General features: G+C 33.0%; 20 protein-coding genes. 5 read left to right on the forward strand and 15 right to left on the reverse strand.

What is annotated here, in order from left to right:
• Positions 1-73: 73 nt before the first annotated feature.
• The 6 genes from pheT to AB1J10_RS08125 form a co-directional block, all read right to left on the reverse strand.
• Positions 74-2,476, reverse strand: coding sequence for a phenylalanine--tRNA ligase subunit beta (pheT, locus tag AB1J10_RS08100; protein ID WP_070037985.1), 2,403 nt, complete (start codon positions 2,474-2,476; stop codon positions 74-76).
• Positions 2,476-3,534, reverse strand: a complete 1,059-nt coding sequence (gene pheS, locus AB1J10_RS08105) for a phenylalanine--tRNA ligase subunit alpha (RefSeq protein ID WP_070037987.1) — start codon at positions 3,532-3,534, stop codon at positions 2,476-2,478. Before pheS ends, pheT begins: the two co-directional genes overlap by 1 nt.
• A 327-nt stretch (positions 3,535-3,861) precedes the next feature.
• Positions 3,862-4,602 (reverse strand): TrmH family RNA methyltransferase, encoded by a 741-nt coding sequence (locus AB1J10_RS08110; RefSeq protein ID WP_070037989.1) that lies wholly within the window; start codon positions 4,600-4,602, stop codon positions 3,862-3,864.
• A 17-nt stretch (positions 4,603-4,619) separates the two neighbouring features.
• Complete coding sequence (locus AB1J10_RS08115; RefSeq protein ID WP_107391358.1) at positions 4,620-5,564, reverse strand: M23 family metallopeptidase; 945 nt, start codon at positions 5,562-5,564, stop codon at positions 4,620-4,622.
• Positions 5,565-5,687: 123 nt separating this feature from the next.
• Positions 5,688-5,861, reverse strand: coding sequence for a 50S ribosomal protein L32 (rpmF, locus tag AB1J10_RS08120; protein ID WP_019469283.1), 174 nt, complete (start codon positions 5,859-5,861; stop codon positions 5,688-5,690).
• An 81-nt stretch (positions 5,862-5,942) separates the two neighbouring features.
• Positions 5,943-6,479 carry a YceD family protein gene (locus AB1J10_RS08125; protein ID WP_046207843.1) on the reverse strand — a complete coding sequence of 179 codons (537 nt, stop codon included), beginning with the start codon at positions 6,477-6,479 and terminating at the stop codon, positions 5,943-5,945.
• A 126-nt stretch (positions 6,480-6,605) separates the two neighbouring features.
• Here AB1J10_RS08125 and AB1J10_RS08130 point away from each other — a divergent pair, with 126 nt between their 5' ends.
• Positions 6,606-7,748: a nucleotidyltransferase gene (locus tag AB1J10_RS08130; RefSeq protein ID WP_064209089.1), complete on the forward strand. Its 1,143-nt coding sequence runs from the start codon at positions 6,606-6,608 to the stop codon at positions 7,746-7,748.
• A 269-nt stretch (positions 7,749-8,017) separates the two neighbouring features.
• Here AB1J10_RS08130 and AB1J10_RS08135 read toward each other — a convergent pair whose 3' ends face one another.
• The 3 genes from AB1J10_RS08135 to rsmD form a co-directional block, all read right to left on the reverse strand.
• On the reverse strand, positions 8,018-8,518 hold the full coding sequence (locus tag AB1J10_RS08135; protein ID WP_070037991.1) for a MepB family protein: 501 nt from the start codon (positions 8,516-8,518) through the stop codon (positions 8,018-8,020).
• A 235-nt stretch (positions 8,519-8,753) separates the two neighbouring features.
• On the reverse strand, positions 8,754-9,239 hold the full coding sequence (coaD, locus tag AB1J10_RS08140; protein WP_019469279.1) for a pantetheine-phosphate adenylyltransferase: 486 nt from the start codon (positions 9,237-9,239) through the stop codon (positions 8,754-8,756).
• Between the two features lies 1 nt (position 9,240).
• Positions 9,241-9,783, reverse strand: a complete 543-nt coding sequence (rsmD, locus tag AB1J10_RS08145) for a 16S rRNA (guanine(966)-N(2))-methyltransferase RsmD (RefSeq protein WP_046207846.1) — start codon at positions 9,781-9,783, stop codon at positions 9,241-9,243.
• Positions 9,784-9,848: 65 nt separating this feature from the next.
• On the opposite strand from rsmD, the gene AB1J10_RS08150 reads away from it, so the two are divergent.
• A complete protein-coding gene (locus tag AB1J10_RS08150; RefSeq protein WP_064209090.1) occupies positions 9,849-10,238 on the forward strand; it encodes a DUF7147 family protein in 390 nt (129 codons plus the stop codon).
• A gap of 84 nt (positions 10,239-10,322) precedes the next feature.
• Here the strand turns inward: AB1J10_RS08150 and AB1J10_RS08155 are convergent, their stop codons facing one another.
• On the reverse strand, positions 10,323-10,574 hold the full coding sequence (locus AB1J10_RS08155) for a YlbG family protein (protein ID WP_064209091.1): 252 nt from the start codon (positions 10,572-10,574) through the stop codon (positions 10,323-10,325).
• A 131-nt stretch (positions 10,575-10,705) separates the two neighbouring features.
• On the opposite strand from AB1J10_RS08155, the gene AB1J10_RS08160 reads away from it, so the two are divergent.
• Positions 10,706-11,632: a glycerophosphodiester phosphodiesterase gene (locus AB1J10_RS08160; protein WP_064209092.1), complete on the forward strand. Its 927-nt coding sequence runs from the start codon at positions 10,706-10,708 to the stop codon at positions 11,630-11,632.
• Positions 11,633-11,699: 67 nt separating this feature from the next.
• Here AB1J10_RS08160 and AB1J10_RS08165 read toward each other — a convergent pair whose 3' ends face one another.
• Positions 11,700-12,134, reverse strand: a complete 435-nt coding sequence (locus AB1J10_RS08165; protein ID WP_046207850.1) for a YlbF family regulator — start codon at positions 12,132-12,134, stop codon at positions 11,700-11,702.
• An 11-nt stretch (positions 12,135-12,145) separates the two neighbouring features.
• The gene (locus AB1J10_RS08170; RefSeq protein WP_046207851.1) at positions 12,146-13,195 is read right to left on the reverse strand and encodes a CAP-associated domain-containing protein; all 1,050 of its coding nucleotides are present in this window, start codon (positions 13,193-13,195) and stop codon (positions 12,146-12,148) included.
• Between the two features lie 180 nt (positions 13,196-13,375).
• Between AB1J10_RS08170 and AB1J10_RS08175 the strand changes: the two genes are divergently transcribed.
• On the forward strand, positions 13,376-15,631 hold the full coding sequence (locus AB1J10_RS08175) for an ATP-binding cassette domain-containing protein (RefSeq protein ID WP_070037993.1): 2,256 nt from the start codon (positions 13,376-13,378) through the stop codon (positions 15,629-15,631).
• 165 nt (positions 15,632-15,796) lie between these two features.
• Here the strand turns inward: AB1J10_RS08175 and AB1J10_RS08180 are convergent, their stop codons facing one another.
• Positions 15,797-16,273 (reverse strand): DUF420 domain-containing protein, encoded by a 477-nt coding sequence (locus tag AB1J10_RS08180; RefSeq protein WP_046207853.1) that lies wholly within the window; start codon positions 16,271-16,273, stop codon positions 15,797-15,799.
• Between the two features lie 24 nt (positions 16,274-16,297).
• Positions 16,298-17,209, reverse strand: coding sequence for a heme o synthase (gene cyoE, locus AB1J10_RS08185; RefSeq protein WP_070037996.1), 912 nt, complete (start codon positions 17,207-17,209; stop codon positions 16,298-16,300).
• A gap of 279 nt (positions 17,210-17,488) precedes the next feature.
• On the opposite strand from cyoE, the gene AB1J10_RS08190 reads away from it, so the two are divergent.
• Positions 17,489-18,397 carry a COX15/CtaA family protein gene (locus AB1J10_RS08190; RefSeq protein ID WP_046207855.1) on the forward strand — a complete coding sequence of 303 codons (909 nt, stop codon included), beginning with the start codon at positions 17,489-17,491 and terminating at the stop codon, positions 18,395-18,397.
• A gap of 62 nt (positions 18,398-18,459) precedes the next feature.
• Here AB1J10_RS08190 and AB1J10_RS08195 read toward each other — a convergent pair whose 3' ends face one another.
• On the reverse strand, positions 18,460-21,915 hold the full coding sequence (locus AB1J10_RS08195; protein ID WP_070037998.1) for a pyruvate carboxylase: 3,456 nt from the start codon (positions 21,913-21,915) through the stop codon (positions 18,460-18,462).
• Between the last annotated feature and the right edge of the window lie 146 nt (positions 21,916-22,061).

Consider the following 22,061-nt stretch of genomic DNA (forward strand, 5'->3'; position numbering starts at 1 on the left):
AAAACGTTCTTAATGTAAAAAACAAAGCCTTGAATCATCGCCACATTTGGCATAGATTCAAGGCTTTATAATATTATCTAATCGTCGCACCTTCTGCTTGTAACGCTTCTAAAATACGATCGTGTACTTCATTTACTTTATCATCAGTGAGTGTTTGTTTTGTATCTAAATATGATAAACGAAGTGCAATTGATTTTTCATCTTCTGCCACATGTTCACCTTCATATACATCAAAGACTTCTGCATTTTGTAAAATGTCGCCACCGTTATTTTTAATCACATTAACGATTTTGGCTGATGGCATCGCGCGATTAATGACTAATGCAATATCTCTCGATACACCAGGGAATCTTGGAATTGGTTGATAATTAATATAACCAACGGAAACTGACATCAACTTATCATAATTGAGTTCAAATACATAAGTTCGTTTTAAATCATAGTCGTTTTCAGTTTGTGGATGTAATTCCCCTACAAATCCAACAATTTCATTATTCAGCTTAACCAATGCAGTTCTGCCTGGATGTAATCCACTTATTTCACCAGCTTCATATTCAAATTGAACATCTAAAATTTCAGCAATACGTTCAACAACACCTTTTGCTACAAAGAAATCAATCGCTTCTTTTTTACTTTGCCAAGTATTGACAGCATAATCTCCTGTTAGTATACCACTTAAGTATTCTACTTCGTCTGGCAATTGATCTTTTCCATTGCCAAAGAATACACGGCCCAATTCATAAAGCGCAACATGATGATTACTTCGAGCAACATTATAAGACACATCATCAATAAGATGTGGAATCAAACTCTGTCTCAAAGTGGCATGAGCTTCACTCATAGGCATCAGTAATGATATCGTTGAGCGATCCTGCAATGCAAAATCAGTTGCACGTGCTTTATCTACAAGTGAATAATTAATCGCTTGGCTTAATCCAGCACCTTCTAATGTCGCTTTTACAATTCTTGTTTTTGCTTGTCTATCATTTAGTGTGCCTGGTGTTACGTGTTCAAAAACTGGTAACGTTGATGGTATTTCATCATAACCATAGATTCGAGCAATTTCTTCGATTAGATCTTCTTTTATTGTAATATCTTTACGACGCGAAGGAACCATTACTGTCAGTGTATTACCTTCTTGTGTCGTTTCAAATCCTAATTGAACAAATATCGCTTCAATATCTTCTTTAGATAGTTCAAAACCAATTGTTTTGTTCACTTTTTCAACTGTGATTTCAATAGGTGTCACAAATTGACCTAAATCGCCTTCAGCTACACGATCTTGTAGTACTGTTCCACTTGCATATTGTTGTAGCAAATAACATGCTCTGTCCACGGCTTCGTCTACAAACTCGATTGCAATACCTTTTTCAAATCGACTTGAAGCTTCACTACGTAAGTTTAGTCGTCGAGAAGTATGTCTAATTGAAACTGGGTCGAAAATCGCACCTTCAATAATGACATTTGTAGTATTTTCAGTCACCTCTGAGAAATCTCCGCCCATCACACCTGCAATTGCAATTGGAGTATTACCATTAGTAATAACAATATCGCTATCTTTTAATATTCTCTCTTGATCATCTAGTGTTGTCATTTTTTCCTCTGCCTTAGCTTGACGCACTTCTATTTGATCAGAACCAATTTGATCTTTATCAAACATATGCAACGGTTGACCATATTCTAATAATACATAATTTGAAATATCAACAACATTATTGATTGGTCGAATACCTGCTTTAATCAATCTCATTTGCATCCATTCTGGTGAAGGATGAATTTTAACATTTTTCACTATTCTAGCACTGTAATAAGGCACCTTGTCCTGATTTTGAACATTGATACTTAATTCATTTGTGGCTTGTTCATTCGTTAATTCACTTTGCGTTTCTGGCTTTTTCATTGGCACATTATAAAGTGCAGCTGTTTCATAAGCAGTACCTATCATACTTAACGCATCTGCTCTATTTGGTGTTAAATCAAATTCCATAACTTGATCATTTAAATATAAAGCAGTAAGTGCATCAGTACCAGGTTTGACATCTGAAGTAAATACATATATGCCTGATTCAAATTGCTTTGGAACAAGGTTTGGCGAAATACCTATTTCTTGTAATGAACAAATCATACCTTCCGAACGTTCACCGCGTAATTTTGCTCTTTTGATTTTTATACCTCCAGGTAAACGTCCACCTACTGTAGCTACAATGACGCTCTGCCCTGCATCAACATTTGGTGCACCACAGACAATTTGTACTGGCGCTTCTTCACCAATATCAACTTGGCATAAACTTAATTTATCTGCATCTGGATGGGGTGCTTTAGATTGAACATAGCCAACCACTAAATTTTTAATGTCTTTTGTGTAATCAATAATATCATCTACTTCAATACCTGTGCGTGTTATTTTTTCTGCAAGAACATTTACAGGTTGATTAATTGCTACAAACGACTCTAACCATTCTTTTGAAATAAACATTATAATTCACCTCTATCTTCTACCGCTTTAAATTGATCTAAGAAACGCACATCATTTGTATAAAAATGTCGTATATCTTCGATACCATACTTGAGCATCGCAATTCTATCTGGTCCCATGCCAAAAGCAAAACCTGTATATTTCGATGCATCAAATCCAGCCATTTCTAAAACATTAGGGTGAACCATACCAGCACCTAAAATTTCTATCCACCCTGTCTGTTTACAGACATTACAACCTGCTCCGCCACATTTGAAACATGATACGTCAACCTCTACAGATGGTTCAGTGAATGGGAAGTAGCTTGGGCGCAGACGAATTTCTCTGTCTTCACCAAATAGTTGTTTAGCTAACAATTCTAATGTACCTTTTAAATCGCTCATTTGAATATTTTCATCTACAACTAATCCTTCAATTTGCGTAAATTGGTGACTATGCGTTGTGTCATCAGAATCACGTCTGTAAACTTTACCAGGACATAAAATTTTCACTGGCCCTTGGCCATTACGTTGTTCCATTGTTCTTGCTTGAACCGGTGACGTATGCGTACGCATTAAGATATCTTCAGTAATATAAAAACTATCTTGCATATCTCTCGCCGGGTGTGATTTTGGCAAATTTAATGCTTCGAAATTGTAATAATCTTTTTCAACTTCATATCCATCTACAATTTCATAACCCAAACCTAAAAATAAATCTTCAATTTCCTCAATCGTTCTTGTTAACGGATGCTTAGCACCTATTGAAATTTTACGGCTAGGTAAAGTCACATCGAGTTTTTCTTCTGTTAATTGTTGCTCTAATTTTGCATTTGCTAAAATCTCTCGACGTGATTCAATCTCACCTTCAATTGTTTGTCTCACTTCATTTACTTTTTGTCCGTATGCTGGTTTTTCTTCATTCGATAATTCTTTCATATGTTTCATCAAACCAGTCACAGAACCTTTTTTACCTAGATATTTGACTTTGACATCTTGTAGTTCTTTTTCATTTTGAGCTTCATTTATATCTACTAATGCTTGTTGTTTAATCTCAGACATTGCCTCTGTTTGCGCCATACTTTGCCTCCTATTTAAAATCTATATTTTCAAATGATCAATAATTGCATACAAAAAAGCTTTCACCCCTTAAAACTGGGACGAAAGCTTTCCGTGGTACCACCCAAATTTATGCACACGCATACACTTGTAATCTTTGATAACGGAAATGATTTCCGACTTAAATTTCTTTAAGTAACCAAAAAGATGAAAAAAACTAATCACAGTGGATTATCTTTCAGTCTATGAATAATCTCCCTTGAACAACTGCTACTATTAGTTTACGTCTTTTTATAGGTTAATATTTTTCATTGATGTGTTTATTATATACGAAATTCATTCAAAGGGTCAACCTTTCAAATGATACAATAATATACTTCCTGCAATTGCAACATTTAAACTTTCGGCTTGACCATATATAGGAATGTTTAAATTCTGAGTCGTTTGTTTTAATAAATCAGGATTGACACCTTCTCCTTCATTTCCAAGGAGCAGTGCAAAACTTTCTTGATGCTTCACTTGATTATAAGGAATCGCATGCTCTAATGCTGTACCATAAACATTTCCATTAAAACCTTCGATAAATTCACTTAAATCTCTCGTTATAATAGGTATATGAAAAACGCTACCTTGACTTGCACGGAGTACTTTGTCTTGATAAGGATCTGCGGTTCCTTTTTCTAACACGATTAAATCGATGCCTGCTGCATCTGCAGTGCGTATTAATGTTCCCATATTTCCTGGGTCTTGGATACGATCTAGTAACAGTACTTGTTGATATGCTTTTTCCTCATAATGCACTTTTTCTATAATCGCAAAGAACCCCTGCGGCGTAACCGTACCAGACAGTGATTCTGCTACTTTTAAATTGATTTCATATACTTCTTCAACATCATTTACGAGTTGTTCATCTAATCTATCGATATCAATAGCAAATAATTGAACGATTTTGATATTACTCTTATGTGCTTCGTCAATTAAGTGTACGCCTTCGATAAGCACATGACCTGTTTTATCTCTTTCACGTTTCTTTTTCAATTTATTTGCGTTTTTAATCTTATTGTTTTGTGCAGAAGTTATCATTTCCATAATATAGCCTCTTTATTTCAAATTTTAAATATATGTCTTATATTTGAACTTAATTGTTTGCATCTTCTAGCTAAGTCAAACTGATTTTCTAATATTATACTATCTCCACTATAACTTACCATATCACCTTTTTCAGGCAAAACATTATCAAGCAACTTACACTTATATGTTTTAGCAAATTGTGGATTGCTTTGATTCATAATTTGAAAATGTACGTGCGGTTCCATTGTGTTGCCCGAATTTCCCACTCGTGCAATTAATTGTCCACGTCTTATCTGCTCTCCGACACTGACTTCAAAGGAATTTGGTTTAAGATGCGCTATCATACTAAACTCTTTGTCCGTGTGTTTAATAATGATGTAATTACCTTCTGGATGTTTCATATTATTTTCTCCTGGTAGTGCATCTGCTATACCGTCTACGATATCTATTACAACACCATTTGCTGGAGCAATCACACTTTGATTATAACTATAATAACTTTCACAGCAATTAGGATTGCCATGATAAGTCAGATGATTTTTCACTAGAATCAGGTCTAATGCATGACGTTGATTTTTGTATGAGTAATGATGATTTACAAGCTCATTTTCACCACCAGCGTATACAAACCACGTGTCTAGAACTGGTATCGTATACCTTAATTTCGTTTCTTTATGTCTGTTTGACAAATTCATAGGAATAAGCACGAAACCAATAATTTCATGATACTTATTTAACGTCACACTAATACCAGATGTTTTCTTTACATCTAACCATATGTATTCTTCTTTATAATTGAGTTGTATATGTTTGTATAATTTATTTTTATGTCTAATTGTATTATATGATTTCAATAATCTTTCTAACTCGTGATAGGAGGAAATTTCTTGAAAATAATCACTAAACTGATTATACAACCATTCGCTGTCACTATTTTCTATTTTTTCTAATATTACTTGTGCATTTATTTCAATCATCATTTACACAACCCATCAATTGTATATAACATTACTATTAAAAATAAAAAATCGCTCATAAATTATTATATGAATAATTAATGAACGATTAATCTCGGCTAAACATTAGCCTTTAAATAAATGAAATTATTTAGATACAACTTCTTCACCTTTGTATGAACCACAGTTCTTACAAACACGGTGAGATAATTTGTATTCACCACAATTTGGGCATTCTGTCATACCAGGTACTGAAATTTTAAAATGCGTACGACGTTTATTTTTTCTTGTTTTTGACGTTCTTCTTTTTGGTACTGCCATGATATATCCTCCTTATATTCATACATTACTAAATTATTTTCAGACTCAATAATCTATTATACTATAAATTATTTAAATCCGCTATTGCTCTTCGTCATATAATTGTTGTAGTTTTTGAAGCCTAGGATCGATTTGCTCAGCTTCCTCTTCTTCAGCAAGCTCAACCGCTTGTTCCTCGTCAATAACTTCCCAACCATTACCTTCACGTAGCATCTGATCGCTATTATTTGCAAAAGCACGCATTGGCTTTTCTATAATAACAAGTTCTTCAGCAATATCTTTTAGATTAATCATGCCGTCTGTGGCATCATGATAATGCTCATCTTCTTCGTCATCACCTATATACGCGTTACCTTCCAAATCAAAAATTTCTTGTGATTTTATGTCAATAGGCACTTCGACTGGTACTAACGTACGCGCGCACGCCATCGTATAGGTTCCAGTTATATGCATATCTGCAATGACTTCATTTGATTTGACAGTTAGTTCACCCTCAACATCAATATCAGATAAATCTATTAAATCTAATGATTTTACTAAATGATCAAAATTCACCGTTTGATGGAACTCAAATGGTTTATCTTGGAATTTTCTTAATTGTGTTATTGACCATTTCATATGGCTTCACCTCTAACAAGCACAAAATTTATTTTAACTTTATAGACAAAAGTTGTCAAGATTTTTTCTTAACACAAATTAATCTGATACAATATCTATAATGAATTCTGAAAGGGAGAATTGCAAATGAAAAGCGTTGCACTAGTCACTGAATATAATCCTTTCCACAATGGTCACTTATACCATGCCCAGACATCAAAGTCAATAACTGCTTCTGAAATATCTATAGCCATTATGAGTGGTAATTTTGTTATGAGAGGTCAACCTGCCATATATAATAAATTTACACGTACTCGAATGGCATTGAGTGCAGTGGATTTAGTCATTGAATTACCAGCGGTAGCTGCATTATCAGCAGGCCAATATTTTGCAGAAACAGCTGTCCAAATAGCGAGTTACGTTGATGCAGATCATCTATCATTTGGTAGTGAATCAGGTGACATCGATTCATTTCATGAATTGCTACAAAATATCTCTAAAATAGAACAATCGCCTGAATTTATTAAGAAACTAAAAGAAGGCAAAAGTTATCCAAGAATATTAAGTGAACTTTTAAACAATCATACATTATTATCTTCACCCAATAATACATTAGGTATTTCTTATATGCGAGCGATTCAAAAGTTAGCACCTCATATCAAACCTTGGACGATACCAAGAGAAAGCAGTCACCACCATGATTCCAATATTTCAAATTTAGATTTCGCTAGTGGCACTTCCATTCGCAATGCAATACAAGCCCATAACGACCAATGGAAATCAGTTGTTCCCGACTCAATACAACAGCTCTATCAAGAACCACAAGCAACTGTAGAAGATACGTTTCCATATATTAAATATGCTGTTTTAAGTCATACGCCACAATCTCTGAAAAATATCTATACGATGTCCGAAGGATTAGAAAATCGCATATTAGATAAAATTAGATATGCTACATCATTTGAGCATTTCATGTCACTCATTAAAACAAAAAGGTATACTTATACACATATACAGCGTATTTTAATGAATATTTTACTAAACTTTCAACAAAACCATAAACATAACGCTGTAAATGCAGTGCACATTCTTGGTATGTCAGCAAAGGGTCAACAATATTTAAAATACTTAAAACAAAAATTTCCAGAACGTCATTTTATTACGCAAATAAATCAACAAAACGCGCATTTATTTGAACGAGAAATCCATTCAACACATATTTATAATTTGCTCACACACCATACAGAAACAGATTTCAATACACATGTCATACGTACTGAAAATGACTGAATGCTAATCAAAACAATTAAAACAAGATCCTAGTAATAGAGCCTGTAAATAATTTTTTAGAATTTTATTTATAGGCTTTATATATAGCGTTATTTTTATTATTTAGCTTAATTTTCAATAGTAGTATCCCATAGGTATTTTCAGTAATAATGGTAATTAATTACCTACAATTTGACTTTTATCAAAATAAATCCGTTTGCCTCATTTAGTTTTCGTATTTATAGCGTACGAAAATGACTGATGTCTATATTAAACAGCTCGAATCAACACTATGTATATAATTCAATTAGTTTCTGTTCATCGACATCATATGATAAATCTACAAAATAGTCGAGTTGCCACTTTTGAGTAAGTTTTGCAGTTTTGTTTAAGTCTTTTTCCCAACTTGGATAAACACGAAAAGCCATCTTCCCTTTTTGCTTTTCAGAACTTAAAATATTTTTGCGCATAAGAATTTCTTTTTGAAAAATGAATTGTCCTTTTTTCACACCATCTAATATATTAATAACTAATTTATCTTCCATCTCATCATAATTAAAAGGTACGTTGTTTCCTTGATCATTTTTACGCCATATCGCAACAAAATAGCCGTTTTTCTTTGGTGTTTTTTTAGCTAATCTACTTTTAAAAGTGACGTGATTAAACATAAAATTGATAGCTTCATATGCTTGATTCCAGTTTTCAATATTTAAGGCTTCAAACGAAAAGGCTAATTTCGTTTCTTTTAATTTATTAAATAGTGAGTTCGAATTATTATTAATGGTTATCATCCTTTTGATAGGAATTTTTCATCACAGGTGTACATCTTTTACTTTCTCTCTGCTGCTCGAAAGCATAAGAACCACTAACCCATCAAGTTGAGAAGTGTATTTAGGATTACTTGAGCTTCTGCTCATGCATAAGAACCACTAACCCAACAAGTTGGGAAGTGTATAAGTTTACTTTCTCTCTGCTGCTCGAAAGCATAAGAACCACTAACCCAACAAGTTGGGAAGTGGTTCTTTATCATTTCTTAAACTTTTCATTCAATGCTTTTTCAACATGTTCTGGTACAAAATCGGATACATTAGCCTTATATGCAGCCACTTCTTTCACTACACTGGAACTAATAAAGGAATAATTTGTACTTGTCATCATGTACATCGTTTCTACATTACTATTTAACTTTTTGTTCATTGAAGTCAATCTCAATTCATATTCAAAATCGCTTACAGCTCTCAAACCTCTAATAATTGTTTGCGCACCAATTTCATCACAAAAATCTACAAGTAATCCATTAAAATGATGTACTGTAACATTATCAAGGTGTTTTACAGATGCTTCTATTAACTCAATGCGCTCATCGACTGAAAAAGTGCCCGACTTGTTGTTATTTTTCAAAACACAAATGTGCAATTCATCAAAGCGATCGGCACTCCTATCAATGATGTCAATATGACCATATGTAATTGGATCAAAACTTCCTGGAATCACTGCTTTAGTTGTAGACATTTTAATCTCCTTTTTCTAATAACAAAGTGTCTGTTAATCCATAGTGATATCTTTTAATCACATGAAATGATTTTGTATCAATCTCTTCTTTATGATTGAACTCACAAACGATAATACCATTTTCTTTTAATAAATTAAACTTTATAATTCCGTCTAACGCTTCATCAATTAATCCCTTATCATAAGGTGGGTCTAAAAATATAACATCAAATTGTATTTCTCTTTTTGAAAGTGCTTTAAGTGCTCTATCTGCATTATTTTTATAAACTTCCGCTTGTTCATCAATGTTTAAATGTTGAAGGTTCGCTTTGATAATTTTTATTGCTTTGAAATTTTGATCTACAAAAATCACTTTTTCCATTCCTCGAGACAATGCTTCAATACCCAAGGCACCACTTCCGGCAAATAAATCTAACCCAATGCCTGATACTTCGTGTAGACTGTTAAAAATTCCTTCCTTAACTTTGTCCATCGTAGGCCGAGTGTTACGACCTTCCATACTTTCTAGTGGTTTACTTTTATGGATTCCAGAAATCACTCTCATTGAGAAACACTTCCATTCTTTAAGTTATTTTTATATAATACATACTGCATGAAAGGAGGGGCAAAATGAAACAAGCCTTTATACAATTGGGCGAAGGCCTTACAGACTTATTTGAATTTACAACGCTCATTGAATACAATCACGCACGAATCGAGCATATCGTTTATTTCCACACCCCTACTTTTGATAAACAATTATCTTCAGTGGCTATTATTATGAAACCTACCCAAGGTCAACATTTTCAGGCGATGTACATTATGGTAAATGCAGTTAAATATCCATATCCATATTCGAATAAAAAATTCAATTTAATTAATGAACAAGCAGCACGTTTCAACATTGATGTGAAAGAAATTGATGTGCAACCACCCGAGCATTTTCATTCCAACAGTATTTATTTCAATTATTTAATCAGTGTATTGAGACTTCAACGGTGGATACCACCATTACAATAGTCGTAAATAAAACAAAGTCACGTAGTTATATTTAAAGCTAATGTGACTTTGTTTATTAATAAAAAATATTTAAATTTAATACAATCACGAAAATTCATGTTGTTCTTTTGGATACTCCTTTTTAAGATATTTATAAGGAGAACCTGCTATATGTTTTACATATTTTAAGCTCATCAGTTTGTCTACAATAGTGTCAGCCTCTTCTTCATTTATATACATAATAACATAACGTTGTAACTTATTCGTACTGACTATATGTCCAAATTTTCTAATTTGGCGTTCGTGTTTCATATGTTTTAAATATATAACTAAACTTGTTCTAGATACAATATTCATACTATTATCACTCCATTTATTAGCCACTTTATAATATCATGCCTAATTCGATTAATAAATAACAATTATTTTGAACAATAGCTAACATTTGCTATATTACTGTATATACTCAAATCAAGGAGGATTTGCGCATGACAACAATAAACAAATTAATAAAAGGTGCATTTTTAGGTACGGTTGGTTTAGTAGGTAGTGTTATTTTCTTTTCTAAATATAAAGCTAAACCTACGAACCAAGAAGTTCCAGCTTTTTTCTCTAAGCCTGCACCGTACATTTTCGCACATCGTGGTGGTATGGCAGTAAAACCTGAGCTAACAAAACTCGCATTTGACAATGCTTTATCACATCACGTAGACGGATTCGAAATTGACGTGAGATTGACTAAAGATCAACAATTAGTGGTTTTTCATGATGCAGACGTTGATCGTACAACAAATGGCTCTGGAAAAGTAGCAACACATACTTTAACTGAATTAAAACAGCTAGACGCAGGTTATCATTTCAAGGATTTAAACGGCTCAACACCTTATCGTAATCATCCTGACGCTAAAATACTGACTTTTGATGAATTATTAACATTATATCCTAACACACTGATAAATGTTGATCTTAAAGATGATTCACAAAGTAATCAAGGTAAATTAGCACCTAAAATAATTTACGATATCATTGTTAAAAACCACGCGCAAAATCGAGTTTTAGTTACTAGTTTTCAAAGCGATCAAATTAATTTGTTCAAAAAAGAAAGCAACCATACAATAGCGATTGGCGCAAGCCAAAATGAAGTGGCAGAAGGCTTCTTAAAATTCAAATCAGGTTTAGGTAACACGTTTAAACCACAAGCACATACATTTCAAATGCCAGTGAATTTTAATGGTATTAAATTGACTTCTCCTAGATTTATTCAGTGGTTAAATGAACGTAACATCGTTCCAGGCTTTTATGGCATTAACAATTTAGATTTAATGAATGATTTAGTTAAAACTGGGGTGCATACGTTAGTCACTGATAGACCTGATTTAGCAGAACGTTTTAAAAACACCTATCGAAATAAATAATTATACAAAAGCTGGGTCACTACAAGTGCCCAGCTTTTATATGAATTAACACTACAGCGTTGATTTGCTATAAAGAACAGCTACAAGAACCACCTGTAGCACAACCACTTGCATCTTTTTGGAAAAATGGATTGCCAGTTTCTATCTTTACATTTTCAGATACAGCATAAGCTATTTTCACGATAACCTCATCTATTAAGTTTTGTAATGCAACCTCTTTTTGTTTGTAATCCATAACTACAGGTAGCATTTCATAAGCACGTTTACGTTTACGTGTTTCTAACATCACTTTTTGGTAATCTGGATGATATTTACCAAATCTCATGATTTCATCATATTGTTCTTTTGATTTTAAAAAGGCTTGATAGAGTAAATGTGCTTCATCGTTTTCTTGTAAATTTTGTTCTGCTTTTTTAAATGAATGATATAATCGTGAATCAAGTATTTTATCACTTAAATGCTCAATATCATCAAGAATATTCACCGTTTCTTCTGTTATCATAATAATCTCTCCTACTTATCTTCAATGAAAATAATTGTATAATATCCGTTTGACACTTCGCCGCCAACTTCATTGTATTTAGAATTTAACATCCTTGATCTATGAATATCAGAGTTTAACCAACTGTGGATTAAAGTTGGTACTTCGTTAAAATCATAACCCACATTTTGACTAGTGGAAACAAAAGAAATATTTTGTTCATTCAGCTTTTGTTTTAATGCATCTTCTGTGAATTCTACACTGTCAGTATCAATAGCTTCGTATAAATTGTATGATGCGATATGAGCTACGTCATTGTTGATTTTTAAAGGTTTTGCATCTTTTAATTTACGCATTTCATTAGTTATTTCATAAAGTGTCATCAATTGATTTGCATTCTGTTCATATGGTATTTTTTTATAATTATTTTTCACCTTTTTATCTTCTTGTGCAGTTATCATTTGATAAGGTTTAAATGCCATTAATGCTTCACTATCTAAATATCTTACACCTACGATTTCGTTAGCTTGTTGATCAATATATATTTGTGCATAAACATCATTAAATTTAATTAATGTCTGTGTTTTCATATCTGAATCAGAAAGTTCTATTTCATACGTTTTGCCATTAGCTTTAATCGTCGGTTCCGGATTGATACTGTACTTTTCGAAAACATGAGATGCATTGTCACCAATTTCTACCGGATTAGCGTTAGCATTTTTACCAGTGGCATACACAGATTTAATCTTATTTTTTTTAGTTGTTACAAGATAATATTGATCTTTTTGTTTAAAGACGTAGTTTTTAAAACCACCTTTATATGCATACACTCTATCAGCTTGTCCATAATTTTCAGTTAAATTATGTAAATCTTGTCCAATCCAAGTACCCACACCTTTTTTAAGCTTTGGATTTTCAACATTTGTTTTTGTGTTTCGAAAATCTTTATTTTGTGTTGTTTTTGACGTATCTTTATTAGGATTTTCTAAAACATCGAATTTCAAACGCGGTGAGTAAAATAAATAAATTATAAAACAAATCAATACTAATACACCAATAACTTTAATTATCAGTTTCTTCATCGCTCATCCACCTACATTATTCTTTGGTTCATTGTACATGTTTATAACAGATACAAGCAAGGCATGTCCTCAAATTTATTGATTTGTAATCATCCCTTTACATTTTCATCATAGATTATCTTAACACGACTTAATAGACAATAAAATTTTGGGTATAAAATAAATAAAGGGGTGACAAAAATGTCAATCATTCGTATTCACGGTGCGAAACAAAATAATTTGAAAGATATTTCCGTAGATATACCAAAACATAAAATTTCTGTATTCACTGGTCGTTCTGGTTCAGGTAAGTCATCATTAGTCTTCAATACAATTGCTGCCGAATCTGAACGTTTACTTAACGAAACATATTCTACATATATACAAAACCAATTAAAACAATATAGTAAACCAAACGTAGACTTAATAGAACACTTACCCGTAGCTATGATTATCAATCAAAAAAGATTAGGGGGAAATTCACGTTCAACTGTAGGTACAATTTCTGATATATATGCTTCAGTCCGTTTATTATGGTCACGTATCGGTACACCATTTGTAGGATATTCTGATATCTTTTCTTTTAATAACCCAAAAGGTATGTGCGAAACATGCTCTGGCCTTGGATACATAGAAGATATTAACTTAGAAGAGTTATTAGATTTTGAAAAATCTTTAAATGAAGATGCAATCCGTTTCCCTTCTTTCAGACCAGATAGTTGGCGTGGTAAACGTTATTTATATTCAGGTTTATTTGATAATGACAAGAAATTAAAGCATTATACTAAAGAAGAATTGGATACTTTGTTATACACGAAACCTACCAAATTGAAAAATCCTCCTGAAAACTGGCCAAAAACTGCAAAATTCGAAGGGCTGATCCATCGATTCAGACGTTCATTTTTATTAAATGATAATTTCGAAAAAAATAAATTCAAAAATGATATTGAAAGAGTTGTGACGTCACAAAAATGTCCGACATGTGATGGCAAGAGATTAAATCAAAATGTATTAAAATCTAAAATTAACGGCTTAGATATTGCTGATTTCACACACTCATCTATTGATGATGCGATGCATTTCATAAAAAAACTAGAGTCTAGTAAAGCACAATTTATAATTAACCCTTTGCTAAAGCAATTAGAATCTCTAAGTTATATCGGTCTTAACTATCTTACTTTGGATCGTGAAACGAAGACCCTGTCAGGTGGAGAGTCTCAACGTATTAAACTTATCAGACATCTAAATAGTCCTTTAAGTGACCTAGTTTATATCATTGATGAACCGAGTGTCGGGCTACATCCTGAGGATATTCAAAAAATAAATGAAATTATTCAATCGCTTAAAAACAAAGGTAACACAGTTCTAGTTGTAGAGCATGACCCTGACGTTATCAAAATCGCTGATCACATCATAGATTTAGGACCTTATGCCGGAAAAAATGGCGGTGAAATTATTTTCACTGGTAGTTATTCTAGTCTGTTATCATCAAATTCTAGTACTGGACAAGCACTAAAGAAAAAACACAAATTAAAATCAAAAGTAAGACCAACTCATGCGTTTATTAACTTAAACCATATGACGCAAAACAATTTAAAGGATATTTCAGCGCGTATTCCTAAACATGCAATGACTGTGGTAACCGGTGTAGCTGGATCTGGCAAGAGCACACTTATACACTGGGGCTTAAAAAATAATACTGATGCTATTATTATTGATCAAAAACCGGTGCACGCTTCAAGTCGTTCTCATTTATTAACATATCTTGATATATTTGAAGACGTCCGTAACTATTTCAGTAATCATACAGGCTTAAAGAAATCATTATTCAGTTACAACTCTGAAGGCGCTTGTCCTGAGTGTCATGGCAAAGGCGTGTTAAAAACTGAGCTTGCGTTTATGCCAGACTTCACTCAAATTTGTAATGTATGTGGTGGTAAAAGATATAAACCTGAAGTATTAAGTGCAACGATTGCAGGCTATTCAATAGCAGATATATTAAACTTAACGGTGGATGAAGCGTTAGATTTCTTCCATACAAATAGGTCTATTGCAGAACCTTTACAATCATTGAAGGCAACTGGCTTAAATTATATGAGTTTAGGTCAAACACTTGATACACTTTCTGGTGGTGAAATACAACGTGTTAAACTCAGCAAGTATTTAACACACACTGTAAGCGGCCATATCTTTGTATTTGATGAGCCTACCACTGGTTTACATGAAGATGATATACCAATTATTTTAGCTAGTTTTTATAATTTAATTGAGCAAGGGAACACTGTGATAATCATTGAACATAATTTAACAATGATGACGCATGCGGATTGGATTATAGATATTGGTCCATATGCTGGAAATAAAGGTGGCAAATTACTATATCAAGGGAAACCGGATGGTCTATTAACAAACACTGCTTCTGTTACAGCAAAACACTTAAATAGATATTTATCTTAGGTTAAGATGCTTCTACACTTAATTCATATTTTCACATTTTTATTAATATAAAATAAATCCAAATGTATCTGTAACCTTTAAATAAAAAATAACCTGCGACACAAAAGTGTCGCAGGTTATTTTTAGATATAATCAATATTTTAGCTAGATTAGTCTCTCGCATCCTTAGCTAAGTATATTTATAAAACCGAAAGTTGCTTTCAATAATGATGTCGTTTCTCCGCCTGGATATAATACATAGAGTAGTACATAAACCATCACGCCTGTGATAGCAGTACAAAACCAAACAATTGATGCAATTGGTCCTACAAATCTGTGAAGTTTAAACTTGTCTTTGAACGCAGTGATAATTTGGAAAAGTCCCAATAACCCACCAATGGTAGCTAAATTGATATGAAAAATTAAGAATATTGTATAATAAATCTTAATTGATTCTGGACCGCCAAAAGCAGTATTACCAATAAATATCGTTCTCGAAGCATAAATAATAAAAAACGTTAGCGCAAATACAGCAGCAAGTAACATAAATTTTTTATGACTTTCGATTTCTCTTTTCCATATTTTACGCCATCCGATTGCAATAAGGATTGCGCTTATCACTATACATGTTGTGCTAATTGTAGGTAAGATTGGTAAATTCATAAATTCCATCCTTATTAATATTTATTAGAACATTTTAATTAATGAAACAACAACAACGAGTACGAAGAAAACTACTAAATAGTTTAAAGAATAAATAAACATTTTTGTTGCCCATTTTGTTTGATCTGAATCTTTTTTAAAACTAGTTAAACCTAAATATAACCATCCTAAGTTTAATAACGTAGCTAATACCATAAACGTTGTACCAAGATCACTCAATAATAATGGCAATGGTAATAACAATATTAGCCATATAAACATACTCACTCTCGTGCGTTTGAAACCTTTAACAGAAGGTAACATCGGAATATTTGCCAAGCTATATTCATCTTTACGTTTTATTGCCAATGCATAAAAATGTACTGGTTGCCAACAAAATATTACTAAGAATAGCGCTACAGCAATTATACTAATATTGCTCTCGATAGCTGTCCAACCTATTATCGGTGGTACAGCACCAGGAAAACTCCCAATTACTGTATTCCAAACTGTATGACGTTTAGACCAAATTGAATAAAATGACACATAGCCAACGATACCTAACAATCCAATTACACCGGATGGTATATTTAAAGCAAATAATAATGCTTCCCCTACGAGCATCATTCCAAAACTAAGTAATAATAAATTTCTATTTGAAATTTTCCCATTAACTGAAGGTCTTTGCTGTTTACTTGGCATGATACTGTCAATATCTTGATCATAGTAATTATTTAAAGCGCATGCGCCCCCCATAATTAATGTCGAACCTACCAACATCATTAAAATCTGTGGTATTGACGAGAGGAAGGAATGATTTGCCAACACAATTGCAAGCCATGAACCAGCAAACGCTGGAATTAAATTGCCCTGTACTAGTCCCATCTTAATAATTTGTTGTAACTCTTTAAACGTTACACGACTAGAATTATGCGACAAAGTTTGTTCTTTGTTCATAATTTCCCTCCTAAATTTTCCATATAATACAATGATATATCAATTTAAGGTCATTGACTACATTTATACAAAGTTATTTGTGACACTTTATCGACATTCACAAATAGTCATTTTTGTGACACAATTAGAAGTGTATTTCTTGTTATAATAATAATTAAGTTTTATTTAAAAATAAAGAAGTAAATGTAAAGAGTCTTTGGTTTACAGTATAATGGTTGTTATCATTTGAGCTGAACCATTACTCATATTCTGTTTTATTTATTTGTGGGGGGTTAATTCTTGTTTAACAAAAAAAACCTGAAATGGTTATCTGTATTGGCAGCGATAATAATGGCATTTGTACAGTTAGGAGGTGCCCTAGTTACTAAAACTGGTTCAGCTGATGGTTGTGGCTCTGACTGGCCGTTATGTCATGGTGCTTTTTTACCTCAAAATTTGCCTATACAAACAATTATTGAATTAAGTCATCGTGCAGTATCAGGTCTATCTTTAATTCTTGTTTTATGGCTAGTGATAGTTGCTTGGAAACATATTGGTTATATCAAAGAAGTTAAACCGTTATGCATGATTAGTATTGGTTTCTTATTATTACAAGCACTTGTTGGTGCAGCAGCAGTCATGTGGCAACAAAACGATTATGTTTTAGCGTTACATTTTGGTATTTCATTAATTTCATTTTCTTCAGTATTTGTTTTAGCGTTAATTATCTTTGAAGTAGACCGTAAATACGAAGCTGATGAATTATTTATTCGTAAACCACTTAGAATCTACACATGGATTATGGCAGTCATTGTATATTTAACGATTTATACTGGAGCTTTAGTTAGACATAAAGAAGCAAGTTTAGCTTATGGTCAATGGCCGCTTCCATTTAATGATTTAATACCTCATAACGTACAAGATTGGGTGAACTTCACTCACAGAGGTATGGCTTTAATCGCTTTTATTTGGATTTTAATTACGTTTATACACGCAATTAATAATTACAAAGAAAATCGAACAATTCGTTTTGGTTATACCGCTGCATTTATTTTAATAATTTTACAAGTGATTACAGGTGCTTTATCTATTATTACTGAAGTGAATTTATTAATTGCTTTATTGCACGCACTATTCATAACAATATTGTTTGGTTTAATTGCTTACTTTATTGTATTGATGCTAAGAACGATAAGAAGTGGCGGATAATCTACTTTAATTAACTTACAAAAATGCTGGGATACGTTAACCGTATCCCAGCATTTTTTAGTTTAATCTTCTTGCTCTTTTTCAATTTCTATTAATAAATCTCCTGTTTCAATCGCATCACCATTTTGTACTGTCACTTTTCTTACGACACCATCAAATGGTGCTTGAATAGTTGTTTCCATCTTCATAGCTTCAGTAATCAATAATGCTTGCCCACTCGTCACAGATTCACCTTCTGTAATTTTTACTTCTGTAACTGATCCTGGCATTTGTGCACCAATATGATTTGGATTCAGTTTATCCGCTTTGGGTTTAACGCTGGCATTGGCTTTCACATTTTCATCTTGTATAAAGATACGTCTAGCCTGACCATTCATATCATAAAATATCGTACGTACGCCTTTTTCATCAGGTTCTGTAATCGTTTTAAGTGTAATAATTAATCGTTTACCTGTATCAATCTCAATTTCTACAGTTTCATTTGCTCTCATGCCAAAGAAAAATGTTGGCGTATCTAGAAGTGATACATTGCCATATTGTTCTTGTGTCGAAATAAATTGTTCATAGACTTTAGGATATAACACATAACTGATTACATCTTGCTCAGTGACTTCTTTTTGTTGTTTTTCCTCTAATTCTTGTCTCACTGTTTCAAAATCGACTGGCTCTAAGTATTCTCCTGGTCGTTCAGTTAATGGTGTTTGACCTTTCAATATCACTTTTTGAAGGTCTTTATTGAATCCATTTACCGGCTGACCAATTTCTCCTTTAAAGAATGATACGACAGATTCAGGGAAATCTAATTTATATCCATCTTTTATTATCGTTTGTTCATCTAAATCATTTTGAACCATGTATAAAGCCATATCACCAACAACTTTTGATGAAGGTGTTACTTTAACAATATCACCGAATAAGAAATTAACACGTTTATACATATCTTTCACTTCATTAAATCTATTGCCTAAGCCTAAACTTTTCGCTTGTTGACGTAAATTCGAATATTGTCCACCTGGCATTTCATGTTGATAAATTTCTGTGTTAGGTGACTTAATATCACTTTCGAAATCGCTATAGTATTGACGTACAGTACCCCAATAATGTGATAATTCTTCCATACCATCAATATCTGCACGCATGCTTCTACCGAAACCATTCAGTGCATAATACAACGAATTACCACTAGGTTGACTGGTTAAACCACTCATAGATGCAACTGCTGTGTCAATGACATCTACACCTGCATCTATAGCTTCTTTATAAGTTAATAGCCCATTTCCGCTTGTATCATGTGTGTGTAAATGAATTGGTAAATTGACCGCTGCTTTTAATTCACCGATTAATTCATACGCAGCTTTTGGTTTTAATAAACCGGCCATATCTTTAATTGCTAAAATGTGGAATCCTTCTGATTCAAGTGTTTTCGCCATATTTATATAGTAATCTAATGTATAAATATCAGAACGATTACTATTTAAGAAATCACCTGTATAGCAAATAGCGCCCTCTGAAATCTTACCTGCTTCTTGAACGGCTTCATTTGCCACTTTCATTTGATCTATCCAATTTAATGAATCAAATATGCGGAAGACATCTATACCTGCATCAGCACTTTCTTTCACAAATTTTTTAATGACATTATCTGGATAGTTTTTATAGCCAACAGCGTTAGATGCACGTAAAAGCATTTGGAATAAAACGTTTGGAATAGCTTTTCTTAATCTTTCAAGTCTTTCCCACGGATTTTCTTTTAAGAAGTTGTAAGCAACATCAAATGTTGCGCCGCCCCACATTTCTAATGAAAAACTATCTTTCATTACTTCTGCTGTTTTAGAAGCAATATTCATCATATCTTTAGTTCGTACGCGTGTGGCCAACAATGACTGATGTGCGTCTCTGAACGTTGTATCTGTAATTAATACATCTTCTTGTTGTTTTAACCATTCCGCAACTGCTTGTGGCCCTTTATGATCTAATAACTGCTTTGTACCTTCAAATTTTTCGACAACCTTTTTTGGAACCTGAGGAATTGGCGACGTTTCATAAATCGGTTTCGGCCTTTTTTCTACGTTAGGAAAACCATTGATAGATACATTACCTATATATTCTAATGTCTTTGTTCCTCTATCTAATGTAGGTTCAATATCAAATAACTCAGGTGTACTTTCGATAAACTTAGTCGTGTAATCTCCGGTCTTGAATTGAGTATTTCTCATTACATTAATTAAAAATGGCACATTAGTTTTCACGCCACGAATGCGCATTTCTTGTAATGAACGGTCCATTTTTTCATTTGCTTGTTTAAACGTCATACCATGTGTAGATAATTTTACAAGTAATGAATCATAATATGGTGAAATCTCGGCACCTTGGAAACCATCACCAGCGTCAAGTCTGACACCAAAGCCACCACTTGAGCGATAAGCAATAATTCTACCAGTATCTGGCATAAAGTCATTTGTTGGATCTTCCGTTGTAATACGACATTGAATCGCATAGCCTAATGTTTGAATATCTTTTTGTTGTGGCATGCCTATTTCATCATCAAATAGTTTTTCACCATCTGCTACAAGAATTTGAGTTTTAACAATATCTACACCTGTTACCATCTCAGAAATTGTATGCTCAACTTGTACACGAGGGTTAACTTCTATGAAATAGAAATCGTCTCCAGATACTAAAAATTCAACTGTAGCAGCATTTACATATTCAATATTTTCCATTAATTGAATCGCAGCATCACATATACGCTCTCTTAAATCATCAGTAAGTGCAACAGATGGCGCAACTTCAACAACTTTCTGATGTCGTCTTTGGACAGAACAATCACGTTCATATAAATGAACGATGTTTCCATGTTCATCACCAATGACTTGTACTTCAATGTGTTTTGGATTATCTATATATTTTTCAATATAAACCTCACTATTACCAAAAGATTTCTCTGCTTCAGATTTTGCTCTGTGAAATGCTTCTTCCAATTCATCTTCTGAACGCACAATACGCATACCCTTACCGCCGCCACCGCTTGTAGCTTTAATCATCAATGGGTAGCCGGCTTCATTTGCAAAAGCAATTGCATCGGATTGATTATCAATTGGTCCATCTGTACCTGGAATAACTCTTAAATCAGCATTTATAGCTGTCGTTCTTGCCTTAACTTTATCCCCAAACATGTCTAGATGTTCGACACGTGGGCCGATAAACTTTATCCCCTCTTCTTGACAGCGTTTAGCAAAAGTTTCATTTTCACTTAAAAATCCATAACCAGGATGAATTGCGTCCACTCCTGCACGTTTCGCAACATCTAAAATGCGCTCTATATCCAAATATGATTCTGCTGGTCCTAAATCTTTCCCAACTAAATATGACTCATCAGCTTTATATCTATGTAAAGACCCTTTATCTTCGTTTGAATAAATCGCAACTGTTTTAATATTCAATTCTGTTGCAGCCCTAAAAATCCTTATTGCTATCTCTCCACGATTGGCTACCATAAGTTTATTAATTTGTTTCAAATCATGGTCCCCCTTAAATTTTGAATTTTCTAAAAAGTTGAATATAAAATTGATTATAGCAAAATACGAACTATGTATACAGTAAAATAGTTTTCACATTATTTAAAATTACAATAAAACCATTACTTTTATTTTAAAGATAAGAC

It is taken from the genome of Staphylococcus cohnii species complex 1663 (genome assembly GCF_041008415.1).
Classification (GTDB): Bacteria; Bacillota; Bacilli; order Staphylococcales; family Staphylococcaceae; genus Staphylococcus; species Staphylococcus ureilyticus.

Coding starts and splice junctions, on each gene's coding strand:
- pheT (WP_070037985.1), bottom strand. CDS start 2,476: ATGTTTATTTCAAAAGAATGGTTAGAGTCGTTTGTAGCAATTAATCAA.
- pheS (WP_070037987.1), bottom strand. CDS start 3,534: ATGGCGCAAACAGAGGCAATGTCTGAGATTAAACAACAAGCATTAGTA.
- AB1J10_RS08110 (WP_070037989.1), bottom strand. CDS start 4,602: ATGGAAATGATAACTTCTGCACAAAACAATAAGATTAAAAACGCAAAT.
- AB1J10_RS08115 (WP_107391358.1), bottom strand. CDS start 5,564: ATGATGATTGAAATAAATGCACAAGTAATATTAGAAAAAATAGAAAAT.
- rpmF (WP_019469283.1), bottom strand. CDS start 5,861: ATGGCAGTACCAAAAAGAAGAACGTCAAAAACAAGAAAAAATAAACGT.
- AB1J10_RS08125 (WP_046207843.1), bottom strand. CDS start 6,479: ATGAAATGGTCAATAACACAATTAAGAAAATTCCAAGATAAACCATTT.
- AB1J10_RS08130 (WP_064209089.1), top strand. CDS start 6,606: ATGAAAAGCGTTGCACTAGTCACTGAATATAATCCTTTCCACAATGGT.
- AB1J10_RS08135 (WP_070037991.1), bottom strand. CDS start 8,518: ATGATAACCATTAATAATAATTCGAACTCACTATTTAATAAATTAAAA.
- coaD (WP_019469279.1), bottom strand. CDS start 9,239: ATGTCTACAACTAAAGCAGTGATTCCAGGAAGTTTTGATCCAATTACA.
- rsmD (WP_046207846.1), bottom strand. CDS start 9,783: ATGAGAGTGATTTCTGGAATCCATAAAAGTAAACCACTAGAAAGTATG.
- AB1J10_RS08150 (WP_064209090.1), top strand. CDS start 9,849: ATGAAACAAGCCTTTATACAATTGGGCGAAGGCCTTACAGACTTATTT.
- AB1J10_RS08155 (WP_064209091.1), bottom strand. CDS start 10,574: ATGAATATTGTATCTAGAACAAGTTTAGTTATATATTTAAAACATATG.
- AB1J10_RS08160 (WP_064209092.1), top strand. CDS start 10,706: ATGACAACAATAAACAAATTAATAAAAGGTGCATTTTTAGGTACGGTT.
- AB1J10_RS08165 (WP_046207850.1), bottom strand. CDS start 12,134: ATGATAACAGAAGAAACGGTGAATATTCTTGATGATATTGAGCATTTA.
- AB1J10_RS08170 (WP_046207851.1), bottom strand. CDS start 13,195: ATGAAGAAACTGATAATTAAAGTTATTGGTGTATTAGTATTGATTTGT.
- AB1J10_RS08175 (WP_070037993.1), top strand. CDS start 13,376: ATGTCAATCATTCGTATTCACGGTGCGAAACAAAATAATTTGAAAGAT.
- AB1J10_RS08180 (WP_046207853.1), bottom strand. CDS start 16,273: ATGAATTTACCAATCTTACCTACAATTAGCACAACATGTATAGTGATA.
- cyoE (WP_070037996.1), bottom strand. CDS start 17,209: ATGAACAAAGAACAAACTTTGTCGCATAATTCTAGTCGTGTAACGTTT.